Consider the following 17,633-nt stretch of genomic DNA (forward strand, 5'->3'; position numbering starts at 1 on the left):
GTGTTCCTTCTGTGCCTGGAGGGGACCGCCGCGCGGAGCGGGTCACCCTCCGGACAGCAGGTCGTCGACGCGTGCTTCCCCTTCACGGTACCTGCGGGTGATCTCCGCGCTGCAACCGTCCACCGTGCGCTGCAGCCGCTGGCGCTCCCGGGAGATGCCGCGCTCGTGCGCGGTCAGCCGGATGCAGGCCTTCTGGAGCTGGGCGTCGCTCTGTTCGGCCAGGTCCGCCAGGCGGGCGTCGCCCATGAGTTCGTCGGCGAGGGTCCGGTACGCGTGGCTGTTGGGCGTGCCCAGGGTGACGTGCCGGGCCGAGTGGCGGACCTGGGAGGGGATGTCCGCGAGGATCTCGGGCAGCTGCTCCAGCAGGGTGTCCGTGAGCAGCGCGGCATGGCCGCTGCGGCGGTCCAGCTCGGCGCGCAGGATGTCGACCCGGCCCTGCAGCAGTCGGCGCAGATAGGAGAGGTCGGCCTCGTCCCGCTGCGCATGGCGGCGCAGCGTGCGCAGCTCGTCCAGACCGAGTCCGGAGAGGTCGATCGGCTCGGCGAGCTCGTCATGGTGTCCCACGCGTGCATCGTGCCACCGTCCGTCGCATGTTCGGGGACGGCTGCACCCAATCGGGGCCCTGGCGAATCACCGTGATAAATACGACCGGCGCATATCCCCAGCGCACAGCCCCCGTCGGGGGTGGCGCGGGGGCGCGCGGAGCCCGCTCGCACGCCCCCTGCAACGGGTGCCGGAGAATGGGGGCATGCGTGCAGTGGCTCAGCGGGTGACCGAGGCAAGTGTGACCGTAGACGGCGAGGTCGTCGGCTCCATCCAGGAGCCGGGGCTCTGCGTGCTGGTGGGGGTGACCCACGAGGACACCCCGGAACAGGCCGCGCTGATGGCGCGCAAGCTCTGGTCGCTACGGATCTTTTCCGACAAGCACAGCCTCGAAGGGGAGAAGTCCTGCTCGGACCTGAACGCGCCGCTGCTGGTGATCAGTCAGTTCACCCTCTACGGCGACGCCCGCAAGGGCCGCCGTCCCACCTGGAACGCAGCGGCCCCCGGGCCGGTGGCGGAGCCGCTGGTCGACGAGGTCGTCGCCCAACTGCGGGAGCTGGGCGCAACGGTGGCGACGGGCCGGTTCGGCGCGGACATGAAGGTCTCGCTCACCAACGACGGCCCGTTCACCGTGCTGCTGGGCTTCTAGGCACTGCTGGACTTCTGGGTACTGCTGGACTTCTAGACCCGAGACCGGGACACGGTCAGGGCTCGACGACGATCTCCTGCGCCGCCGCAACCGTGCCCGCGGTCAGCGGGGCGTCCGCAGGGGTGTTGCGCTTGACCAACCCCAAGGCGATCGGCCCGAGTTCGTGGTGCCGGACGGCCGTGGTGACGAAGCCGACGGCACGCCCTTCGGGCCCGTCCGCAGCCAGGCGGACCGGGTCGCCGTGCGCGGGGAGCGCCTCGCCGCTGCCGTCCAGGTGCAGGAAGACCAGACGCCGCGGCGGACGGCCGAGGTTGTGCACCCGGGCCACCGTCTCCTGACCGCGGTAGCAGCCCTTCTGCAGGTGGACGGCGGTCTCCAGCCAGCCCAGCTCGTGCGGGATGGTCCGGTGGTCGGTCTCGAAGCCCAGACGCGGCCGGTGCGCCTCGACGCGCAGTGCCTCGTACGCCCACAGCCCGGCCGCCGGGCCGAAGCCGTCCGTCGCCTCGGCAAAGCTCTCGCGCGGCAGGAACAGGTCCCGGCCGTAAGCGAGTTCACGCACCGCCGCGACGGCCCCGGTCCCGCCGGACGCCTCCACAGTGGACCCGGCAGGCAGGTACACGACCGCGTAGGCGTCGGTCGCGTCGGTGATCTCGACCTGGGCGAAGAACTTCATCTTCTCCAGATAGGCGACCAACTCCCCTGTGGTGCCCGGCTCGACGTGGATCCACGTCGTACTGCCGTCGTCCACCAGGTAGAGCGCGTGCTCGATGTGGCCGTGCGGCGAGAGGATCAGCGCCTCGGTCGCCTGCTGCGGCGGGAGTCCGCTGACGTGCTGGGTCAGCAGCAGGTGCAGCCAGCTCAGCCGCTCCGGGCCGGAGACGGTGACGACGCCGCGGTGGGACAGGTCCACGAAACCCGCACCGCCGGCCAGCGCGCGCTGCTCACGGAAGAGGTCGCCGTAGTGCGCCGCGACGCCCGCGTCCACGCCGTCGGCGGACACCGCACCGGGCAGACGGTCCAGCAGGGGGCTGCGGTAGCTCACGCGTGGGTCTCCTTGTCCGTCGCTCCCCCGGCGATCCCGCCGTGGTCGGCCGTGTCCGCCCGGTCGGCGAGCTCGGCCCCGTCGGGGAGCTTGGCCGTGCAGTCCGCGCAGCGGCCGAAGATGGCGAAGTGCTTCATGTCTGTCTCAAAACCATGGGCGCGCCGCAGGGATTCCACGAACGGCGTGGCGAACGCGATGTCGGTCTCAATGACGTTGTCGCAGTCCCGGCAGACCAGGTGCATGTGCTGGTCGCGGCTGGCCAGGTGGTAGGTGGGCGCGCCGTGGCCGAGGTGGGCGTGGGTGACCAGGCCCAGCTCCTCCAGCAGGTCCAGGGTCCGGTAGACGGTGGAGATGTTGACGCCCGCGGCCGTGCGGCGGACCTCCGTGAGGACCTCCTCCGGGGTGGCGTGCGCCAGCACGTCGACCGCCTGCAGCACCAGCTGCCGCTGCGGCGTGAGCCGATATCCGCGCTGGCGCAGGTCCGCCTGCCAGTCGATGCCGCTCAACCCGAGCCCCTGTCCTGAGAAACCAGTCCTGAGAAACGCCTCTGTCCCGTACCCCCGAGTCTAGGGGGGTGCGGGACAGAGGTACCGGCCGGAGAGGAGGCGCTCAGCGCGTGCTCAGCGCTCAGTGCTCGGCACCCAGCACCCAGTGCTCAGCGGAAGAACGCGATGCCGTCGTCCGGGAGGTCGGCGATGTCCTCGATCAGCTTGGCCGGGTTGAGCACCTTCTTCAGCTGCGCGGACATGTACGGCCGGAGCGGAACCTCGGGGGCGGCCTTCTCGCCGACCCACATCAGCTCGTTGTTCACGAACCCGTACAGGCGCTTGCCGCCCGTGTACGGCGGGGCGCCCTCGATCCGGGCGACCGCGTCGGTGGCCAGGTCGATCTGCGGCTTGCCGTCGGCCAGTTCGCCGTACCAGATCTCGACCGTGCCGTCGTCGCGCACCGAGGAGAACTCGATCTCGCGGACGCCGGAGGTGCCGTGCGGGTTGCCGGTGACCCGCCAGAAGCCGGCCTCGCTCTCCAGCGGGCTGACCTTGTTGCCCTCGTTGTCCAGCACCCAGGTGCGGGAGCGGAACTCGAGGAACGGGCGGCCGTCGTGCCGGAAGATGACCTCCTGGCCGAAGTTGCACTTCTCCGCGCCAGGACCCTCCTGATTGGGCAGGGGGGCGTAAACACCCGCGCCCTCCCACGTCCCGAGCAGGAACGCGAGCGAGACGACGTCCTTGTGCAGACCCTCAGGGATCTCGATCATGGTCAGCGCTGGCCCTGGTAGAGCTTCTTCACCGAGAAGACGGCGAACGCGATGATCGCGACGGCGATCAGCGCGAGCAGGATGTCGAAGAAGGTGGTCATGGGGGCCTGCTCCTCTGAGCGGTTGCACGGTCGGACAAACGGCTTGCCACAGTCTAGTGGGGCCGGGTGTCGCCCTCTCGGTGAGCCCCGCCACTCGGGCGCTGCCGGGGTCGCGGCACCCGTCGGCTGACGGCCGGGTCGTCCCACCAGGCATCGTCCGGACCGCGCCGGTTGGCAACCACCGCCGCGATCGGCGGGATCACCATCGCGACCAGGCTCATCACCACCGCCGCCGGCACGGACCAGAGGCGCACCACGTTCCACGCCAGGACGATCAGAAAGAGGCAGACCGCCATCAGCGCGTAGTAGGCATGTCGGCGTCGCGACTGCATAAGAGGAGTCTTCCCGAAATGCTGCCGGGGGAACGCGAACAGGCCCGTCGGACGCCGTGGGTACGGCGTCCGACGGACCTGCCCCGTCACGTCAGTGCGCTACTGCGTCACTGCTCAGACCGCGATCGCGACCTCGGTGAACTGGCCCTGCTGGGCGACGACCGCACGGTCCACCGTGGCGCCCGGGACGAGCGCGCGCAGCGTCCAGCTACCCGGGGCGGCGAAGAAGCGGAACTGGCCCGTCGCCGAGGTGGGAACCTCGGCGGTGAACTCACCGCTCGCGTCGAGCAGACGGACATAGCCGTTGACCGGCTCACCGTCGCGGGTCACCGAACCCTGGATGATCGTCTCGTTGGCCACGTCCACTCCTGCCAGCTCGGGGCCTCCGGCCTTGGCTCCACACATGTCTTGCTCTCCTTGCTGCTTTTGCTGGGGCCGGCTGCTCAGTTGGAGCCGAGCTCGATCGGCACGCCGACGAGGCTGCCGTACTCGGTCCAGGAGCCGTCGTAGTTCTTGACGTTGGTCTGACCCAGCAGCTGGTGCAGGACGAACCAGGTGAGCGCGGAGCGCTCACCGATACGGCAGTAGGCGATGGTGTCCTTCGCCAGGTCGACGTTCTCCTCCTGGTAGAGGGCGCGGAGCTCGTCGTCCGACTTGAAGGTGCCGTCGTCGTTGGCGTTCTTCGACCACGGGATGTTGCGGGCGCTCGGGACGTGGCCCGGACGCTGCGACTGCTCCTGCGGCAGGTGGGCCGGCGCGAGCAGGCGGCCGGAGAACTCGTCGGGCGAACGGACGTCGACCAGGTTCTTGCTGCCGATCGCGGCGACGACGTCGTCACGGAAGGCGCGGATCGAGGTGTCCTGGGCCTTGGCCTTGTACTGGGTGGCGGCGCGGTTCGGCACGTTGGCGCCGTCGACCAGCTCGCGGGAGTCCAGCTCCCACTTCTTGCGGCCGCCGTCCAGCAGGCGGACGTCGCCGTGGCCGTACAGCTTGAAGTACCAGAACGCGTACGAGGCGAACCAGTTGTTGTTGCCGCCGTAGAGCACGACGGTGTCGTCGTTGGAGATGCCCTTGGCGGAGAGGAGGGCCTCGAAACCGGCCTGGTCCACGAAGTCGCGGCGGACCGGGTCCTGCAGGTCCTTCTTCCAGTCGATCCGGACGGCGTTGCGGATGTGGTTCTTGTCGTAGGCGGCGGTGTCCTCGTCGACCTCGACCACGACGACCTTCGGGTCGTCCAGGTGTTCCTGGACCCAGTCGGCGCTGACCAGGACGTCACTACGGCTCATGGGAATTCTCCTCCGGGGCAGTTGCGGAAGGCGATGGTGGCCGCGCGCGGTGACACGTCCGGAGGGGAGTCCGGATCGTGGGACGTGCGGCAGGAAGTCTTGCAGGGCGTGGCTCAAGCACGCGGGAACGGCGCGAGGGTGGGCAGGCTCTCTTGAAAAACCGGCCCGATCAGCGCATTCGACAGAGGCAGGCAGCGACACGGCACAGGTCCACTGCCCGCCGCTTCGTAAGGTCCGCCTGTCGCTTCATGTCGTCGACTCTAGGGAACCAGGGCAGGGGCTGTCACCGAAGTCTTGAATGGTGAGACAATGACATCCACAGCATGAGATGAATACGCGCTCGCGCACGCCGCGGGCCACTTCCGACGTGGTCGCGGAGGGGTCCCGGGCCGATCTGCGGGACGCCCATGGACAGGTCGTCTCACGGATCGGACACCAGTGCCCCTCCGCGCCGCGATTTCCCCGGGGGTTCGGCTCAGCCGTTGAGGTGGACGTCCGTGCCGGAGACGGTGACCGCGACGCCGTTCTGGTCCGCGGAGATCGACTGGAGCTGCAGACCGTACGGCAGACCGGCCAGCGGGATCTGCGGCGAGAAGACGTTGGCCAGGAACGAGGTCAGCGGGTCACCGGTGTCCAGGTTGTTCAGCTGGACGCTGTTGCCGTTCACCACGGAGATGTCGGCCGTGCCGGAGATCTGGGTGCCCTGGATCGTGGTGCTGACCTTCACCTTGCCCGGCGCGCCGCCGTACCCGATCGTCGTGTTGTTGGGCAGCGCCTTGGAGAGGTCGGTGTAGGTCAGGTATCCCGTGCCGGTCGCCGAGTCGGCGACGGCGCTGGAGTAGTTGTTCGTGATCTGCACGCCGTTGAGGGTGGCGTTCAGCGTGGCCAGCTGGACGTTGCTGCCCTTGACCTTCAGGTCGTCGGCCTGCAGCTTGACCTGGTCCAGCTTGGAGCCGACCAGCTGGGTCAGGAACGGGAACCCCTCGATGCTGACGTCCGGCTTCTGGGCCAGCCCCTGCGAACTCTGGATCTTGCTGGCGGCCTCGTTCTCGGCGATCCGGACCGCGACGCGGTCGGCGACGACGAAAAGGCCGAAGATGATCACCAGCGTGATCAGGAGTCGGCGCAGGTTGCGCATGAGGTGTTGATCCCTTCGAAGTTCGCTCGCTTGTTCTTTCGTGTGAAGCAGTGGAGCGGGGGTCAGCCTTCAAGGCTGCCACGTTCGGGAAGTAACGACGCGGGGCCGGGCAACGACGGTTGCCCGGCCCCGGCGTGCTCAGCGGTTCGGCGACTCAGCAGCTCAGCGGGTCAGCGCGCGATCAGGTAGACGACCGGCGCGGCGGCGGCCAGCGGCAGTGCGACACCGGCGGTCATGTGGACGAAGCGCGACGGGAAGTCGTACGCCGCCACCCGACGGCCGATCAGCCCACAGGCGCCGGCGGCGATTCCGAGCAGCGCGCCCTCGACCAGACCCAGACCGGTCGCGGCTGCGATCCCGGCACCGACGGCGAGCCCGGCCACCGCGCCCGCACCGAACCCGAGCGCGGCCGGCCTGCGCAGCAACGCCGAGACGCCCGCGGCGAGGGCACCCGCCAGCACGGCCTTTCCGTTGCCGACCGCCAGGAACGCGGCGCCCAGGACGGTCACCACGGTGGCCGACGCGGAGACGGTCAGCGCGTAGAAGCGCTCGTCCGGGTTGCTGGGCTTGAAGATCTGCAGGACCAGCACCAGGACGAAGAACGCCCCAAGCGTCCCCGCGATCACCGTCGGCGCGCTGGACTGCGACGACGCCGCCAGGATCGCCGCGTCGGCGACGACCCCGCCCAGTGCGGCCAGGGCGATGCCCTGCCGTGCGGGCCACATCCCGTTCAGTCGGAACCATCCGGCGGCGGTGACGGCCTGCAGCAGCAGGACCGGCACGGCCAGCCCGTACCGCCCGGCCAGCGCGGACACGCCGATCAGCGCCGACAGGACCAGCGTGAGGGCGCCGGGCTGGATGCCCGGGTCGATGATCGGCGAGCCGGTACGCCGGGCGGGCTGCGGCGCGGGCGCACCGACACCGGTCGGCTGCGCGGCCGCGAAGGCCTCACGGAGTGAACCACCCGACTGCGCGTCCAGCGGCCTCGGCCTGCCCGCCACCGGCCCGGTCGGCTGCGCGGCGGCGAACGCCTCCCGCAGCGAGCCCCCGGCCCCACCCGGCGCGCCCGCGTCAGACGGCAGGGGCGGGATCGGCGGCAGGTACGCGGTCTGCTCGGACGCGTTCTCCGGCGCGGGGACCGCGAGCAGGTACGAGGTCTCCTCGAAGGGGTTCCCGGGCTCGGCGGGAGCGGGAACGGGAACGGGAACGGGAACGGGAACGGGCAGCATGTAGGAGGTCTGCTCGAAGGCGTTGTCGGCCTCACCGGACGCGGGAGCGGCCTTCGGCTCCGATGCCACCGGTGCGGGGACCGACAGCAGGTACGAGGTCTGCTCGAAGGCGTTATCCGTCGACCCGCCAGGACCGGCTTCGACCGACCCCAGCGCGAACCCCTGCGGCTGAGGAGCGGCGTGCCTCGGCGGCGTCGGCGCTGCCCCGGACGGCTGCGGGGCCCAGGCGGCGGGCGGCGCGGCCGGACGCTCCCAGCCGTCGGGCCAGGGCGAGTCGGCGCTCTCGGCCTCCGGCACGGACGCGGGCATGGACGCAGACATGGACGCGGGCGCGGCCTGAGCAAGAGGCTCGGCGACGGGCTGCTGCACGGGGAACTCCCCCGTGCCGTAGTGCTCCTGGATGTGCCCGAACCGGGACTGCCCGGCGGCGGCCTGGTACGCGTCGGGGGCGTGCCCGTCCACGATCGGCGGAAGGTAGGCGGTCTGCTCCGCGTCGGATCCGTGGCCGCCGTACCCGAGGGGCCCACCGGGACCCTCGGCCTGCGGATAGCCGTACGAGGCCTGCGCGGTCTGCGGGGCCTGGTGCGCCTGCTGGCTCTGCGACGGCGCGGCCGGAATGGGCGGCAGATAGGCGGTGCGCTCGGCATCCGACTCCGCCGTCTGCGGCGCGCCGACCCCGGGGTCGATCGGGAAGCCGGACATCCCGTGCTGCTCGAACTGCTGCTGCGCCTGCTGGTGCTGGTGCGGCTGCTGCCCGTACTCGTACCCGTACTCGTTCGCGTTCTCGTACTGCTGCTGGTCGCTCATCGGCCGCTCACCCTCCCGCGAACGGGGGCAGGATCTCGATCGTGCCGCCCTCCGTCAGCGGCACGTCGGCGTGCTCGCGGCGGCCGACCTGTGCGCCGTCGACCAGGAACGAGCAGTGCTCCAGCACGTGCGCGAAGCGCGGGTTGTCGGCATGCCGGGCACGCGCGGCGGCGAGCGCGGCGGCCAGCGTGGTCGCCGCGTACGGCTCCTCCGCCGTGCCGGCCTCCGCCTTGGCAGCCGCCCAGTAGCGGATCACGCCGTTGCGGGCCACGCCTTCGTCGTTGACTGTCTCCGTCGCTCCTTGCATGCGAGCCATCATCGCCGTTCCCACCGGCAACAGTCACGCGTGGCTGGTCAGCCAGGCGGAGACCCGCTCCAGCAGGGCTTCGGTCGCGGCGTTCTCGGCGTGGCCGAAGCCCGGCTCGATCCACAGCTCGCTGTCGGGCGCCGCCTCGCGCAGCGAGCGCGGGTGGTCGAGCGGGAAGTAGGGGTCGGCGTCGCCGTGGACGACCAGCAGCGGGACGTTCACCCGTGCGGCTGCGTCGACAGGAGGAATCGGCACGTCAACCCACTCGTTCGGGTCAATCCGGGTCTTCAGTCCGATCCGGCCGACCACCCGTCCGAGCGGCTTCATCACCACCCAGTGCAGCCGCCGCATCGGCGCGGTGCCCTGGTAGTACCACCGGGCCGGAGCGCTCACCGCCGCGACCGCCGCGACGCCCCCGTGGAGTGCCGCGTGCCGCAGCGCGACGGCGCCGCCCATCGAGAAACCTACTGTGACAACAGTCTCGAAACCGAGCGCCCGGGCCCAGGCCACGGTGGCGTCGAGGTCGAGCACCTCCCGGTCGCCGACCGTGGACAGACCGTCGGACCGGCCGTGCCCGCGGAAGGAGAAGGTGATCACCCCGGCGCTACCCGCGAAGACCCTTGCCGCACGCCGTACGGCAGGGCGTTCCACGGCTCCGCCGAAGCCGTGGGCGAGCACGACGGCGACTGTCGCGTCAGCGTTCTGCGGGGGCAGGTACGCCGCGTGGATGCTCACGCCGTCGGCCGCGGTGAGCCGCGCTTCCGCAGACGAGCGCCAGTGCGTCCGGCGGCCGGAAGTGTCCGGGATGCGAACGGCACTCTTCGCTACGGCGTCCATGTGGGCTATTCTCCTGAGCAGTGAGGGTCCGGGCAGCGTAGCCGCCGGATCCTTTTGTGCTTTGTGAACACCAGTACGGACGTTCGCACGAGTGACGGACGTTCCCGGTAGCGCCCGACGACGTGCGCCACCGGGCCAGGAAGTGTCACCGGTCCACCCGGAAAGGGGACTAACCGGGTATGAGTTCTCTCCTGCTGCTGACCAACGCCCTGCAGCCGTCGGCCGAGGTGCTGCCCGCGCTCGGACTGCTCCTGCACAACGTCCGTGTCGCGCCCGCGGAGGGCTCCGCGCTCGTCGACACGCCAAGCTCCGACGTCATCCTGGTCGACGGACGTCGTGACCTTCCCCACACCCGCAGCCTGTGCCAGCTGCTCCGCTCCACCGGTCCGGGCGCGCCGGTGATCCTCGTGGTCACCGAGGGCGGCCTGGCGGCCGTCACCGCCGAGTGGGGCGTCGACGACGTGCTGCTGGACACGGCCGGTCCGGCCGAGGTCGAGGCCCGGCTGCGGCTGGCGCTCGGCCGTCAGCAGGTGACGGCGGACGAGAGCCCGATGGAGATCCGCAACGGCGACCTCTCCGTCGACGAGGCCACGTACAGCGCCAAGCTCAAGGGCCGGGTCCTGGACCTGACCTTCAAGGAGTTCGAGCTCATCAAGTACCTCGCCCAGCACCCGGGCCGGGTCTTCACCCGGGCCCAGCTGCTGCAGGAGGTCTGGGGCTACGACTACTTCGGCGGCACCCGGACGGTCGACGTCCACGTCCGACGGCTGCGGGCCAAGCTCGGGCCGGAGCACGAGCAGCTGATCGGCACCGTCCGCAACGTCGGCTACCGCTTCGTCGTGCCGGAGAAACCGGAGAAGGGCGCTGCCCGCGCCGAGACGCCCGCCGAGTCGTCGCGGAAGCCGTCGGAGTCGTCGGAGCTGGCGCAGTCGTCGGGATCGTCAGAGAAGTCCCCCGCGCAGTCCACGTCCTCGGCCAACGCCTCGAAGGGGTCCTAGCAGCCCAGTGCGTCGGTGACCTGTATCAGGTCCCGAACGCACTGGCCCCCAGCCCGACATGTCCAAGTAGGATTCCGCCATGCCCAAGGTGACCCGCGACGATGTCGCCAAACTGGCGGGGACGTCGACCGCGGTCGTCAGCTACGTCATCAACAACGGACCGCGCCCGGTCGCGCCTGCGACCCGCGAGCGCGTCCTCGCTGCGATAGACGAGCTCGGCTACCGGCCCAACAGCGTCGCCCAGGCGATGGCGAGCCGGCGCACCAACCTGATCGGCATGGTCGTGCCCGATGCGCGCCAGCCCTTCTTCGCCGAGCTGGCCCACGCCGTGGAGCGGGCGGCTTCGGAGCGCGGCAAGATCGTCCTGATAGGGAACTCGGACTACACCGGCGACCGTGAGATCCACTACGTCCGGGCCTTTCTCGGCATGCGGGTGGCCGGGCTGATCCTGATCAGCGAGGGCCCGAGCGAGCGCGCCGACGCGGAGTTCGCGGCGCACGACGACTCCCGGGTGGTGCTGCTGCACCGCCGCCCGGAGACCGGCGACGACATCGCGGTGGTCACCGACGACGTGGGCGGATCGATGCTCGCCGTCAGCCACCTGCTGGAACACCACGGCCACCCGTACGTCGCCTGCTTCGGCGGCCCGGTCAACGCGCCCGCGCCCGGCGACCCGGTGGTCGACCACATCCACGGCTGGCGGGCCGCGATGGACGCCGCGGGCGTCTCCACGGAGGGCCGTCTGATCGACGCGCCCTTCTCCCGCTACGGGGCCTACCAGGTCGCACTCGAGGTGCTGAAGGACCCGGCCGCCCGGCCGCCGGCGGTCTTCTGCTCCACGGACGACCAGGCCATAGGGGTCCTGCGGGCCGCCCGCGAGCTGGACCTCCGGGTGCCGGAGGACCTGGCCGTGATCGGCTTCGACGACATCCAGGAGGCGGCGTTCTGCGACCCGCCGCTGACCACCATCGCCTCGGACCGCGACGCCATGGCCAAGGCCGCGGTGGACCTGGTGCTGGACGACTCACTCGCGGTCCCGGGTTCGGACACGCCGAGGATCCGGCGTTTCCCGAGCCGTCTGGTGATCCGCCGCAGCTGCGGCTGCAACTGACTTCCCGTTCGGCGCCGGTCGGCCGCGTGCCGGTCGGCGCCCGGACCGGTGCGGACGGGGGTCCGGGACGGGAGGTCGAAGGTTCTACCTCGGTTCTGATTGGGCTCTCACAGGGTTTTCATCTACAAGGCGGAAGTTACTTCCATGAGCGAGACGCCCCGGAACCACGCAGACGACCCGTACACCCCTGCTGTGCCGCCGTTGCCCGGGTACCACCCGACCGCGTACGAGGCCCAGCCCCTCGAAGGCACGGTCCATCCGTCCTCCTCCGCCCCGATGTACCCGCAGCCCCCGGCGCCGGAGTGGCCGCGCCCGCAGCAGGCCGCCGCGCAGAGCCCGCAGGCCGCCCAACCGCAGGGCCCGCAGGCGCCGCAGCCTCAGGCTCCGCAGCCGCCGCAGGGCCCGCAGGGGTACTACTTCAGCGCCGAGCAGCCGCCCGCCGGGCCGCCCATGGGCCCGCCGGTCGTCCCACCGATCCCGCCGGTCCCGCCGACCGCCGACGGCGCGTACCCCGCCGGTGACGGCGGCGAGCCGGGAGCCCCGCGCAAGCGGATGAAGCGCCCGCTCGCGCTGGTCGCCGCCGTGGCCGTGCTCTCCGCCCTCGCGGGCGGCGTCGCGGGCGGCCTCATCAGCAACTCCACCAGCGACCACGCCAGCTACTCCACCAACGCCGTGGTCACCGGTGACAAGAGCACCTCCGGCAGCGACACGGCCGCGATCGCCAAGGCCGTCTCGCCCGCCGTCGTCCAGATCGAGGTCGACAGCTCCAACGCCCAGGACATCGGCACCGGCCAGATACTCACCGCGACCGGCCAGATCCTGACCAACTACCACGTCATCTCCGACGCGGTGAACGGCAACGGCGGCACCATCAAGGTCACCCTGAACGACGGCAAGACCGCCACCGGGACCATCGTCGCCACCGACGCCAAGCTGGACGTCGCGGTCATCAAGATAGGCGGCTACAGCAACCTCCCGACGGTCTCGCTCGGCGACTCCGGCCAGGTCGCGGTCGGCGACCAGGTCACCGCGATCGGCAACCCGGACGGCCTGACCGGCACGGTCACCTCCGGCATCGTCAGCGCGCTGAACCGCCCGGTCACCGTCGACGTCAGCCCGAGCACGGTGCAGAGCAACGGCGGCTTCGGCCTCCCGTTCTGGCAGGGCGACAGCGGCCGCAACAGCCAGCCCAGCTCCGGCCAGCAGGCGAGCTACAACGCGATCCAGACCGACGCCTCGCTCAACCCGGGCAACAGTGGCGGCCCGCTGCTCAACGCCCAGGGCCAGGTCATAGGCATCAACGCCTCGATGTACTCCTCCAGCGGCAGCGACAGCTCCGGTGGCCAGGCGGGCAGCGTGGGCCTGGGCTTCGCCATTCCGATCGACGCGGTGAAGCAGGTCCTGCCGCAGCTGCAGTCCGGCCAGAGCGTCACCAGCTGACGCGGGCGCACCCCGCGGACCTGTGCGGTCCGCGGGCCCGCGTGGCGGACAATTGCCGCAGCAACGACATTTCTCAGCACTGGTTCCAAGCGTCACCAAGCGTTACGAGGAGCAACGGGGATGACAGCCACCGAGTCCGACGCACCGGCCCGGGTCCTGGTCGTGGACGACGAGCCAGCGCTGCGGGACGCGCTGGAGAGCAGCCTGGCCTTCGAGGGCTACGAGGTGGTCACCGCCTCCGACGGCCTCGAGGCGCTGGACACGGTGGCGGAGCAGAAGCCCGACCTGGTCCTGCTCGACATCATGATGCCGCGCATGGACGGCCTCACGGCCGTCCGCCGGCTGCGCTCGCGCGGGGACACCGTCCCGGTGCTGATGCTGACCGCCCGCGACGCGGTGGGCGACCGGGTCACCGGCCTCGACGTGGGCGCCGACGACTACCTGGCCAAGCCGTTCGAACTGGACGAGCTGCTGGCCCGCGTCCGCGCGCTGCTCCGGCGCTCCACGCTCACCACCTCCGCGGGCGCGGCGGAGGCCGCGGGCGCCGACGAGATCCTCTCCTTCGAGGACCTCACCATGAACACCACCACCCGCGAGGTCACCCGCGCGGGCAAGCCGGTCGAACTGACCCGGACCGAGTACATGCTGCTGGAGATGTTCCTGGCCCACCCGCGCCAGGTGCTGACCCGCGAACAGATCCTCAAGGCGGTCTGGGGCTTCGACTTCGAGCCCTCCAGCAACTCGCTCGACGTGTACGTGATGTACCTCCGCCGCAAGACCGAGGCCGGCGGCCTGCCGCGCCTCGTGCACACCGTGCGTGGTGTGGGTTACGCGTTGCGTGCGGCATGAGAAGTCCCGGCTGGTTTCGGAGGATGACCCTCCGCGGCCGACTGGCACTCCTCACCGCCTCGGCGGTCGCACTCGCCGTGGCCATAGCGGCGCTCGCGTGCTGGTTCCTGGTACAGGGGCAGCTCTACGGCCAGGTCGACGACAACCTCACCAACGCCGGCGGCATCGGGCGCGACCTGGTGTGTGCCGGCAGCGCCCCCGAGGCCGTCTCGAAGGCCAGTGCCGCGGCGACGCCCGGCTACGCTGCGCCGTCGGGAAGCAAGACCCAGTACCGCTGGGACAGCGAACTCGTGCTGCCGGACGAGCCGACAAACAGCGTCTGTGTGCAACCGGGCAGTTCGGTCGGCATCACCGTTGCACACTCGTACCTGGCGGTCCCGGTCGGCGAGACGCAGATCATCGACGGCACCTACACCGACGGCAGCCGGGCGCGCGTCCGCGTGGTGTCCAGCGCGACCAACACCGGCGAGCCGTACATCTTGCTCACGGCCTACCCGCTGGACCAGGTGACTCACGAACTCGGCAAGTTGCTGGTCGTGCTGCTCGCCATCGCCGTCTCCGGCATCGTCGCCGCAGGGGCCATCGGACTGCTCGTGGCCCGCGCCGCGCTCAAGCCGGTGGACAAGCTCACCGCCGCCGTCGAGCACATCGCCCGCACCGAAGAGGTCGGCACGACCATCGACGTTGCCGGGGACGACGAGATCGCCCGCCTCTCCGAGTCGTTCAACAGCATGTCCACCGCGCTCGCCGCCTCCCGGGAGCGGCAGTCGCAGCTGATCGCCGACGCCGGGCACGAGCTGCGCACGCCGCTGACCTCACTGCGTACCAACGTGGACCTGCTCGTCCGCAGCGAGGATGCCGGGCGTCCGCTGCCGCCGGACACCCACACCCGTCTGCTGCGCAACATGAAGGCGCAGATGGGCGAGCTCTCCACGCTCATCGGCGACCTGCTCGAACTCTCCCGGCCGACGCGCCCGAAGGGCTCCAAGCCGCTGGAGGTCATCGCGCTGCACGACATCGTCGCCCGCGCCCTGGACCGGGCGCGGCTGCGCGGGCCGGGGCTGGAGTTCACCGTCCAGGTCGAGCCCTGGTACGTCCGCGCCGACGCGCACGCGCTGGAGCGGGCGGTGATCAACCTGCTCGACAACGCCGTGAAGTTCAGCCCGGCGGGCGGCACCATCGACGTCGCCCTGAAGTTCGGCACGCTGACCGTCCGCGACCACGGCCCGGGGATCCCGGAGGACGACCTGGCGCACGTCTTCGAGCGGTTCTGGCGCTCCCCCGCCGCCCGCCAGATGCCGGGCTCCGGCCTCGGCCTGGCGATCGTCTCCCAGACCGTCCACGACCACGGCGGCGAGGTCTCCCTCTCCAACGCCCACCCGGGCACCCTCGCCACACTCCAACTCCCCGGCGCACCGACCCCTCCCCCGGAGCTGCCGACGGAGGTGTGACCAGCCAGCCCGTCTCAGCATACGAATATTTCTGTCCCACCATATGAGTCAGCGGCCATGATGCCGTCATGACCACCAGTCAGCGCGGCCCGACCGCGCCCACCGCTTCCCCCAGCACGCCCCCTGCGCGCCGCCGCTGGGTGATGCTCGGGCTCGGGACCGCTGCGCAGACGGCGGCGTTCGCGTTCGTGTACGGGATGCCGTACCTGATCCCCGCGCTGCGCAGCGGCGAGCACCTGACGTTGGCGCAGGCCGGGCTGATGGTCGCGTGTCCGACGGCCGGGCTGTTGCTGGCGCTGTACGCGTGGGGCGCGGCGACCGACCGGTACGGGGAGCGGTGGGTGCTGGCCATCGGGCTGGGGCTGGCCACGGCCGCGCTGACGGGGGCGCTGTTCACGCACGGGCTGGTCGCGCTGGGGGCGCTCTTCGCCGTGGCGGGGGCGGCCGGGGCCAGTGTGTCGGCGGCGAGCGGGCGGGTCGTGCTGGGGTGGTTCCCACCCCAGCAGCGCGGACTGGCGATGGGCGTGCGGCAGACGTCGACGCCGCTGGGCATGCTGGTCGCCGCCGTCGCCGTCCCGCCGATCGCCGCCGCGCACGGGCTGCGCGGGGCGGTGCTGTTCGTCGCCGTGCTGAGCGGCGTGATGACGGTGCTGACGGCGGCCTTCGTCGTCGACCCGCCGCGCAGTGCGCCGAGCAAGGCGAACACCCCGGCCGAGCGCCCGGCCAGCCCCTACCGCGGCGCGACCCTGTGGCGGATCCACGGCGCGAGCGCGCTGATGGTGTGGCCGCAGTTCACCGTCGGAGCGTTCGGGCTGGTCTACCTGACCGACGTCCGCCACTGGCCGGCCGTGGCCGCCGGGCAGCTGATGGCCTGCGGTCAGGCCCTGGCCGCCGCCTGCCGGATCGGCGCGGGGCGCTGGTCGGACGCGGTCGGCAGCCGGCTGGCGCCGATGCGGGTGCTGGCCGGGGCTGTCGGCGCGCTGACGCTGGGGATGGCCTTCGTGCCCGGCCCGGCGGCCGTGGTGCTGCTGGTTCTGCTGTGCGGACTGTCGGCGAGCACCAACGGGCTCTCCTTCACCGCGGTGGCCGAGCTGGCGGGCTCGTCCTGGGCCGGGCGGGCGCTGGCCGTCCACAACACCGGGCAGAACCTGACCGCCTCGCTCTGCCCACCCGCCGTCGGGGCGCTGATCACCGCCGCCGGTTACGCCCCGGCCTTCGGGCTGGCCGCCGCCTGCGCGGTCGCCGCGATCGCGGTCCTGCCGTCCCGCCGGGCCGGGGCCGCATAGTCCATTTGTCGCAGGCGAAGGACCTGACAAGCCGTAGGGTCGAACACATGGACACTGCGGAGCGTGAGGACGTCGCGGCGCTGTTGGCGCGCGCGGCGGAGGTGGACGGGCGGCAGGCGGTTTCCGAGCAGGGGCGGCTGGCGCTGCGGAGTGGGCGGGCCGAGGTGAGCCATCTGACCAGCCGGGACGAGCACGGCACGCTGCTGGGCTACGCCCAGATCGACGGCGACCGGACCGCCGAGCTCGTGGTCGACCCGGCGCACCGGCGCCTCGGGCACGGGCGGGCGCTGCTGCTGCGGACGCTGGCCGGCGGGGCGCAGCAGCTGTGGGCGCACGGCGGGCACCCGGGGGCGCGGCGGCTGGCCGAGGAGTCCGGGCTGGCGCTGGTCCGCGAACTGCGGCAGCTGCGCCGGACGGACGCCGCCCCGGAGGCGCCCGCGCTGCCCGACGGGGTCACCGTGCGGACCTTCGTCCCCGGCAAGGACGAGGAGGCCTGGCTGCGGGTGAACGCCGCCGCCTTCGCGCACCACCCCGAGCAGGGCTCCTGGACCCGCCGCGACCTCGACGAGCGCGAGGCCGAGGGCTGGTTCGACCCGAACGGGTTCTTCCTGGCCGAGCGGAACGGCGAACTGGTCGGCTTCCACTGGACCAAGGCCGAGGGCGGCCTGGGCGAGGTCTACGTGGTCGGGGTCGCGCCGTCGGAACAGGGCAGTGGGCTGGGCAAGGTACTCACCGCAGTGGGTCTGCGCCACTTGATCGAGGACCGAGGACTGCGCACGGTCCTCCTCTACGTCGATGCCGATAACCCGGCCGCGCTGCGGGTATACGAAAGGGCAGGGTTCACGGTCCACGAAGTGGATCTCATGTACGGCGTCCGCCCCTGACCCGTCGGATGACCCGTCGGACGCCTGGTGCTGCGTGGCCCGAGGACGGCGGTGCGGAGGCGACCGCCGCAGCTTTCCCGCAGGC

At 71.3% G+C, this 17,633-nt stretch carries 20 protein-coding genes; 8 read left to right on the plus strand and 12 right to left on the minus strand.

The window, feature by feature from the left end; translation table 11 throughout:
- Nucleotides 1–42: 42 nt before the first annotated feature.
- Nucleotides 43–564, minus strand: coding sequence for an aerial mycelium formation protein (locus ABH928_RS15645; protein ID WP_370066562.1), 522 nt, complete (start codon nucleotides 562–564; stop codon nucleotides 43–45).
- A gap of 184 nt (nucleotides 565–748) precedes the next feature.
- On the opposite strand from ABH928_RS15645, the gene dtd reads away from it, so the two are divergent.
- Nucleotides 749–1,192, plus strand: coding sequence for a D-aminoacyl-tRNA deacylase (dtd, locus tag ABH928_RS15650; RefSeq protein WP_370066564.1), 444 nt, complete (start codon nucleotides 749–751; stop codon nucleotides 1,190–1,192).
- Nucleotides 1,193–1,247: 55 nt separating this feature from the next.
- Here dtd and ABH928_RS15655 read toward each other — a convergent pair whose 3' ends face one another.
- The 11 genes from ABH928_RS15655 to ABH928_RS15705 all read right to left on the minus strand — a co-directional run bounded on the left by ABH928_RS15655 (nucleotide 1,248) and on the right by ABH928_RS15705 (nucleotide 9,529).
- A complete protein-coding gene (locus tag ABH928_RS15655; RefSeq protein ID WP_370066566.1) occupies nucleotides 1,248–2,234 on the minus strand; it encodes a folate-binding protein YgfZ in 987 nt (328 codons plus the stop codon).
- Nucleotides 2,231–2,740 (minus strand): Fur family transcriptional regulator, encoded by a 510-nt coding sequence (locus ABH928_RS15660; protein ID WP_370066568.1) that lies wholly within the window; start codon nucleotides 2,738–2,740, stop codon nucleotides 2,231–2,233. Before ABH928_RS15660 ends, ABH928_RS15655 begins: the two co-directional genes overlap by 4 nt.
- Nucleotides 2,741–2,889: 149 nt before the next feature.
- Nucleotides 2,890–3,492, minus strand: coding sequence for an FABP family protein (locus tag ABH928_RS15665; RefSeq protein ID WP_370066570.1), 603 nt, complete (start codon nucleotides 3,490–3,492; stop codon nucleotides 2,890–2,892).
- Between the two features lie 154 nt (nucleotides 3,493–3,646).
- The gene (locus ABH928_RS15670) at nucleotides 3,647–3,925 is read right to left on the minus strand and encodes a DUF3099 domain-containing protein (RefSeq protein WP_370066572.1); all 279 of its coding nucleotides are present in this window, start codon (nucleotides 3,923–3,925) and stop codon (nucleotides 3,647–3,649) included.
- 114 nt (nucleotides 3,926–4,039) lie between these two features.
- On the minus strand, nucleotides 4,040–4,330 hold the full coding sequence (locus tag ABH928_RS15675) for a DUF1416 domain-containing protein (RefSeq protein WP_196197444.1): 291 nt from the start codon (nucleotides 4,328–4,330) through the stop codon (nucleotides 4,040–4,042).
- A 38-nt stretch (nucleotides 4,331–4,368) separates the two neighbouring features.
- On the minus strand, nucleotides 4,369–5,211 hold the full coding sequence (locus ABH928_RS15680) for a sulfurtransferase (RefSeq protein WP_370066574.1): 843 nt from the start codon (nucleotides 5,209–5,211) through the stop codon (nucleotides 4,369–4,371).
- A gap of 169 nt (nucleotides 5,212–5,380) precedes the next feature.
- Nucleotides 5,381–5,461: an Ms5788A family Cys-rich leader peptide gene (locus ABH928_RS15685; RefSeq protein WP_369405619.1), complete on the minus strand. Its 81-nt coding sequence runs from the start codon at nucleotides 5,459–5,461 to the stop codon at nucleotides 5,381–5,383.
- Between the two features lie 225 nt (nucleotides 5,462–5,686).
- Nucleotides 5,687–6,349: a DUF2993 domain-containing protein gene (locus ABH928_RS15690; protein ID WP_370066576.1), complete on the minus strand. Its 663-nt coding sequence runs from the start codon at nucleotides 6,347–6,349 to the stop codon at nucleotides 5,687–5,689.
- Nucleotides 6,350–6,519: 170 nt separating this feature from the next.
- A complete protein-coding gene (locus ABH928_RS15695; protein WP_370066578.1) occupies nucleotides 6,520–8,385 on the minus strand; it encodes a hypothetical protein in 1,866 nt (621 codons plus the stop codon).
- 7 nt (nucleotides 8,386–8,392) lie between these two features.
- Entirely contained in the window at nucleotides 8,393–8,692 is a 300-nt protein-coding gene (locus ABH928_RS15700) for a MoaD/ThiS family protein (RefSeq protein ID WP_370066580.1), read from the minus strand.
- A 33-nt stretch (nucleotides 8,693–8,725) separates the two neighbouring features.
- Nucleotides 8,726–9,529 carry an alpha/beta hydrolase gene (locus ABH928_RS15705; RefSeq protein ID WP_370066582.1) on the minus strand — a complete coding sequence of 268 codons (804 nt, stop codon included), beginning with the start codon at nucleotides 9,527–9,529 and terminating at the stop codon, nucleotides 8,726–8,728.
- 179 nt (nucleotides 9,530–9,708) lie between these two features.
- Here ABH928_RS15705 and ABH928_RS15710 point away from each other — a divergent pair, with 179 nt between their 5' ends.
- The 7 genes from ABH928_RS15710 to mshD all read left to right on the plus strand — a co-directional run bounded on the left by ABH928_RS15710 (nucleotide 9,709) and on the right by mshD (nucleotide 17,548).
- Nucleotides 9,709–10,527 (plus strand): response regulator transcription factor, encoded by an 819-nt coding sequence (locus ABH928_RS15710; protein ID WP_370066584.1) that lies wholly within the window; start codon nucleotides 9,709–9,711, stop codon nucleotides 10,525–10,527.
- Between the two features lie 79 nt (nucleotides 10,528–10,606).
- Nucleotides 10,607–11,638, plus strand: coding sequence for a LacI family DNA-binding transcriptional regulator (locus ABH928_RS15715; RefSeq protein ID WP_370066586.1), 1,032 nt, complete (start codon nucleotides 10,607–10,609; stop codon nucleotides 11,636–11,638).
- Between the two features lie 144 nt (nucleotides 11,639–11,782).
- On the plus strand, nucleotides 11,783–13,078 hold the full coding sequence (locus tag ABH928_RS15720; RefSeq protein ID WP_370066588.1) for a S1C family serine protease: 1,296 nt from the start codon (nucleotides 11,783–11,785) through the stop codon (nucleotides 13,076–13,078).
- A gap of 120 nt (nucleotides 13,079–13,198) precedes the next feature.
- The gene (locus ABH928_RS15725; protein WP_370066590.1) at nucleotides 13,199–13,927 is read left to right on the plus strand and encodes a response regulator transcription factor; all 729 of its coding nucleotides are present in this window, start codon (nucleotides 13,199–13,201) and stop codon (nucleotides 13,925–13,927) included.
- A 23-nt stretch (nucleotides 13,928–13,950) separates the two neighbouring features.
- Nucleotides 13,951–15,378 (plus strand): sensor histidine kinase, encoded by a 1,428-nt coding sequence (locus ABH928_RS15730; protein ID WP_370066592.1) that lies wholly within the window; start codon nucleotides 13,951–13,953, stop codon nucleotides 15,376–15,378.
- 68 nt (nucleotides 15,379–15,446) lie between these two features.
- Nucleotides 15,447–16,664 (plus strand): MFS transporter, encoded by a 1,218-nt coding sequence (locus tag ABH928_RS15735; RefSeq protein WP_370066594.1) that lies wholly within the window; start codon nucleotides 15,447–15,449, stop codon nucleotides 16,662–16,664.
- 47 nt (nucleotides 16,665–16,711) lie between these two features.
- Nucleotides 16,712–17,548 (plus strand): mycothiol synthase, encoded by an 837-nt coding sequence (gene mshD / locus ABH928_RS15740; RefSeq protein ID WP_370066596.1) that lies wholly within the window; start codon nucleotides 16,712–16,714, stop codon nucleotides 17,546–17,548.
- Nucleotides 17,549–17,633: the final 85 nt, after the last annotated feature.

The organism is Streptacidiphilus sp. MAP5-3, from assembly GCF_041262505.1.
GTDB lineage: Bacteria > Actinomycetota > Actinomycetes > Streptomycetales > Streptomycetaceae > Streptacidiphilus.

What these genes read in the sequence shown, in the direction of transcription:
- dtd (WP_370066564.1), top strand. Translation starts at nt 749, where the DNA reads ATGCGTGCAGTGGCTCAGCGGGTGACCGAGGCAAGTGTGACCGTAGAC.
- ABH928_RS15665 (WP_370066570.1), bottom strand. Translation starts at nt 3,492, where the DNA reads ATGATCGAGATCCCTGAGGGTCTGCACAAGGACGTCGTCTCGCTCGCG.
- ABH928_RS15670 (WP_370066572.1), bottom strand. Translation starts at nt 3,925, where the DNA reads ATGCAGTCGCGACGCCGACATGCCTACTACGCGCTGATGGCGGTCTGC.
- ABH928_RS15675 (WP_196197444.1), bottom strand. Translation starts at nt 4,330, where the DNA reads ATGTGTGGAGCCAAGGCCGGAGGCCCCGAGCTGGCAGGAGTGGACGTG.
- ABH928_RS15680 (WP_370066574.1), bottom strand. Translation starts at nt 5,211, where the DNA reads ATGAGCCGTAGTGACGTCCTGGTCAGCGCCGACTGGGTCCAGGAACAC.
- ABH928_RS15685 (WP_369405619.1), bottom strand. Translation starts at nt 5,461, where the DNA reads ATGAAGCGACAGGCGGACCTTACGAAGCGGCGGGCAGTGGACCTGTGC.
- ABH928_RS15690 (WP_370066576.1), bottom strand. Translation starts at nt 6,349, where the DNA reads ATGCGCAACCTGCGCCGACTCCTGATCACGCTGGTGATCATCTTCGGC.
- ABH928_RS15695 (WP_370066578.1), bottom strand. Translation starts at nt 8,385, where the DNA reads ATGAGCGACCAGCAGCAGTACGAGAACGCGAACGAGTACGGGTACGAG.
- ABH928_RS15700 (WP_370066580.1), bottom strand. Translation starts at nt 8,692, where the DNA reads ATGCAAGGAGCGACGGAGACAGTCAACGACGAAGGCGTGGCCCGCAAC.
- ABH928_RS15705 (WP_370066582.1), bottom strand. Translation starts at nt 9,529, where the DNA reads ATGGACGCCGTAGCGAAGAGTGCCGTTCGCATCCCGGACACTTCCGGC.
- ABH928_RS15710 (WP_370066584.1), top strand. Translation starts at nt 9,709, where the DNA reads ATGAGTTCTCTCCTGCTGCTGACCAACGCCCTGCAGCCGTCGGCCGAG.
- ABH928_RS15715 (WP_370066586.1), top strand. Translation starts at nt 10,607, where the DNA reads ATGCCCAAGGTGACCCGCGACGATGTCGCCAAACTGGCGGGGACGTCG.
- ABH928_RS15720 (WP_370066588.1), top strand. Translation starts at nt 11,783, where the DNA reads ATGAGCGAGACGCCCCGGAACCACGCAGACGACCCGTACACCCCTGCT.
- ABH928_RS15725 (WP_370066590.1), top strand. Translation starts at nt 13,199, where the DNA reads ATGACAGCCACCGAGTCCGACGCACCGGCCCGGGTCCTGGTCGTGGAC.
- ABH928_RS15730 (WP_370066592.1), top strand. Translation starts at nt 13,951, where the DNA reads ATGACCCTCCGCGGCCGACTGGCACTCCTCACCGCCTCGGCGGTCGCA.
- ABH928_RS15735 (WP_370066594.1), top strand. Translation starts at nt 15,447, where the DNA reads ATGACCACCAGTCAGCGCGGCCCGACCGCGCCCACCGCTTCCCCCAGC.
- mshD (WP_370066596.1), top strand. Translation starts at nt 16,712, where the DNA reads ATGGACACTGCGGAGCGTGAGGACGTCGCGGCGCTGTTGGCGCGCGCG.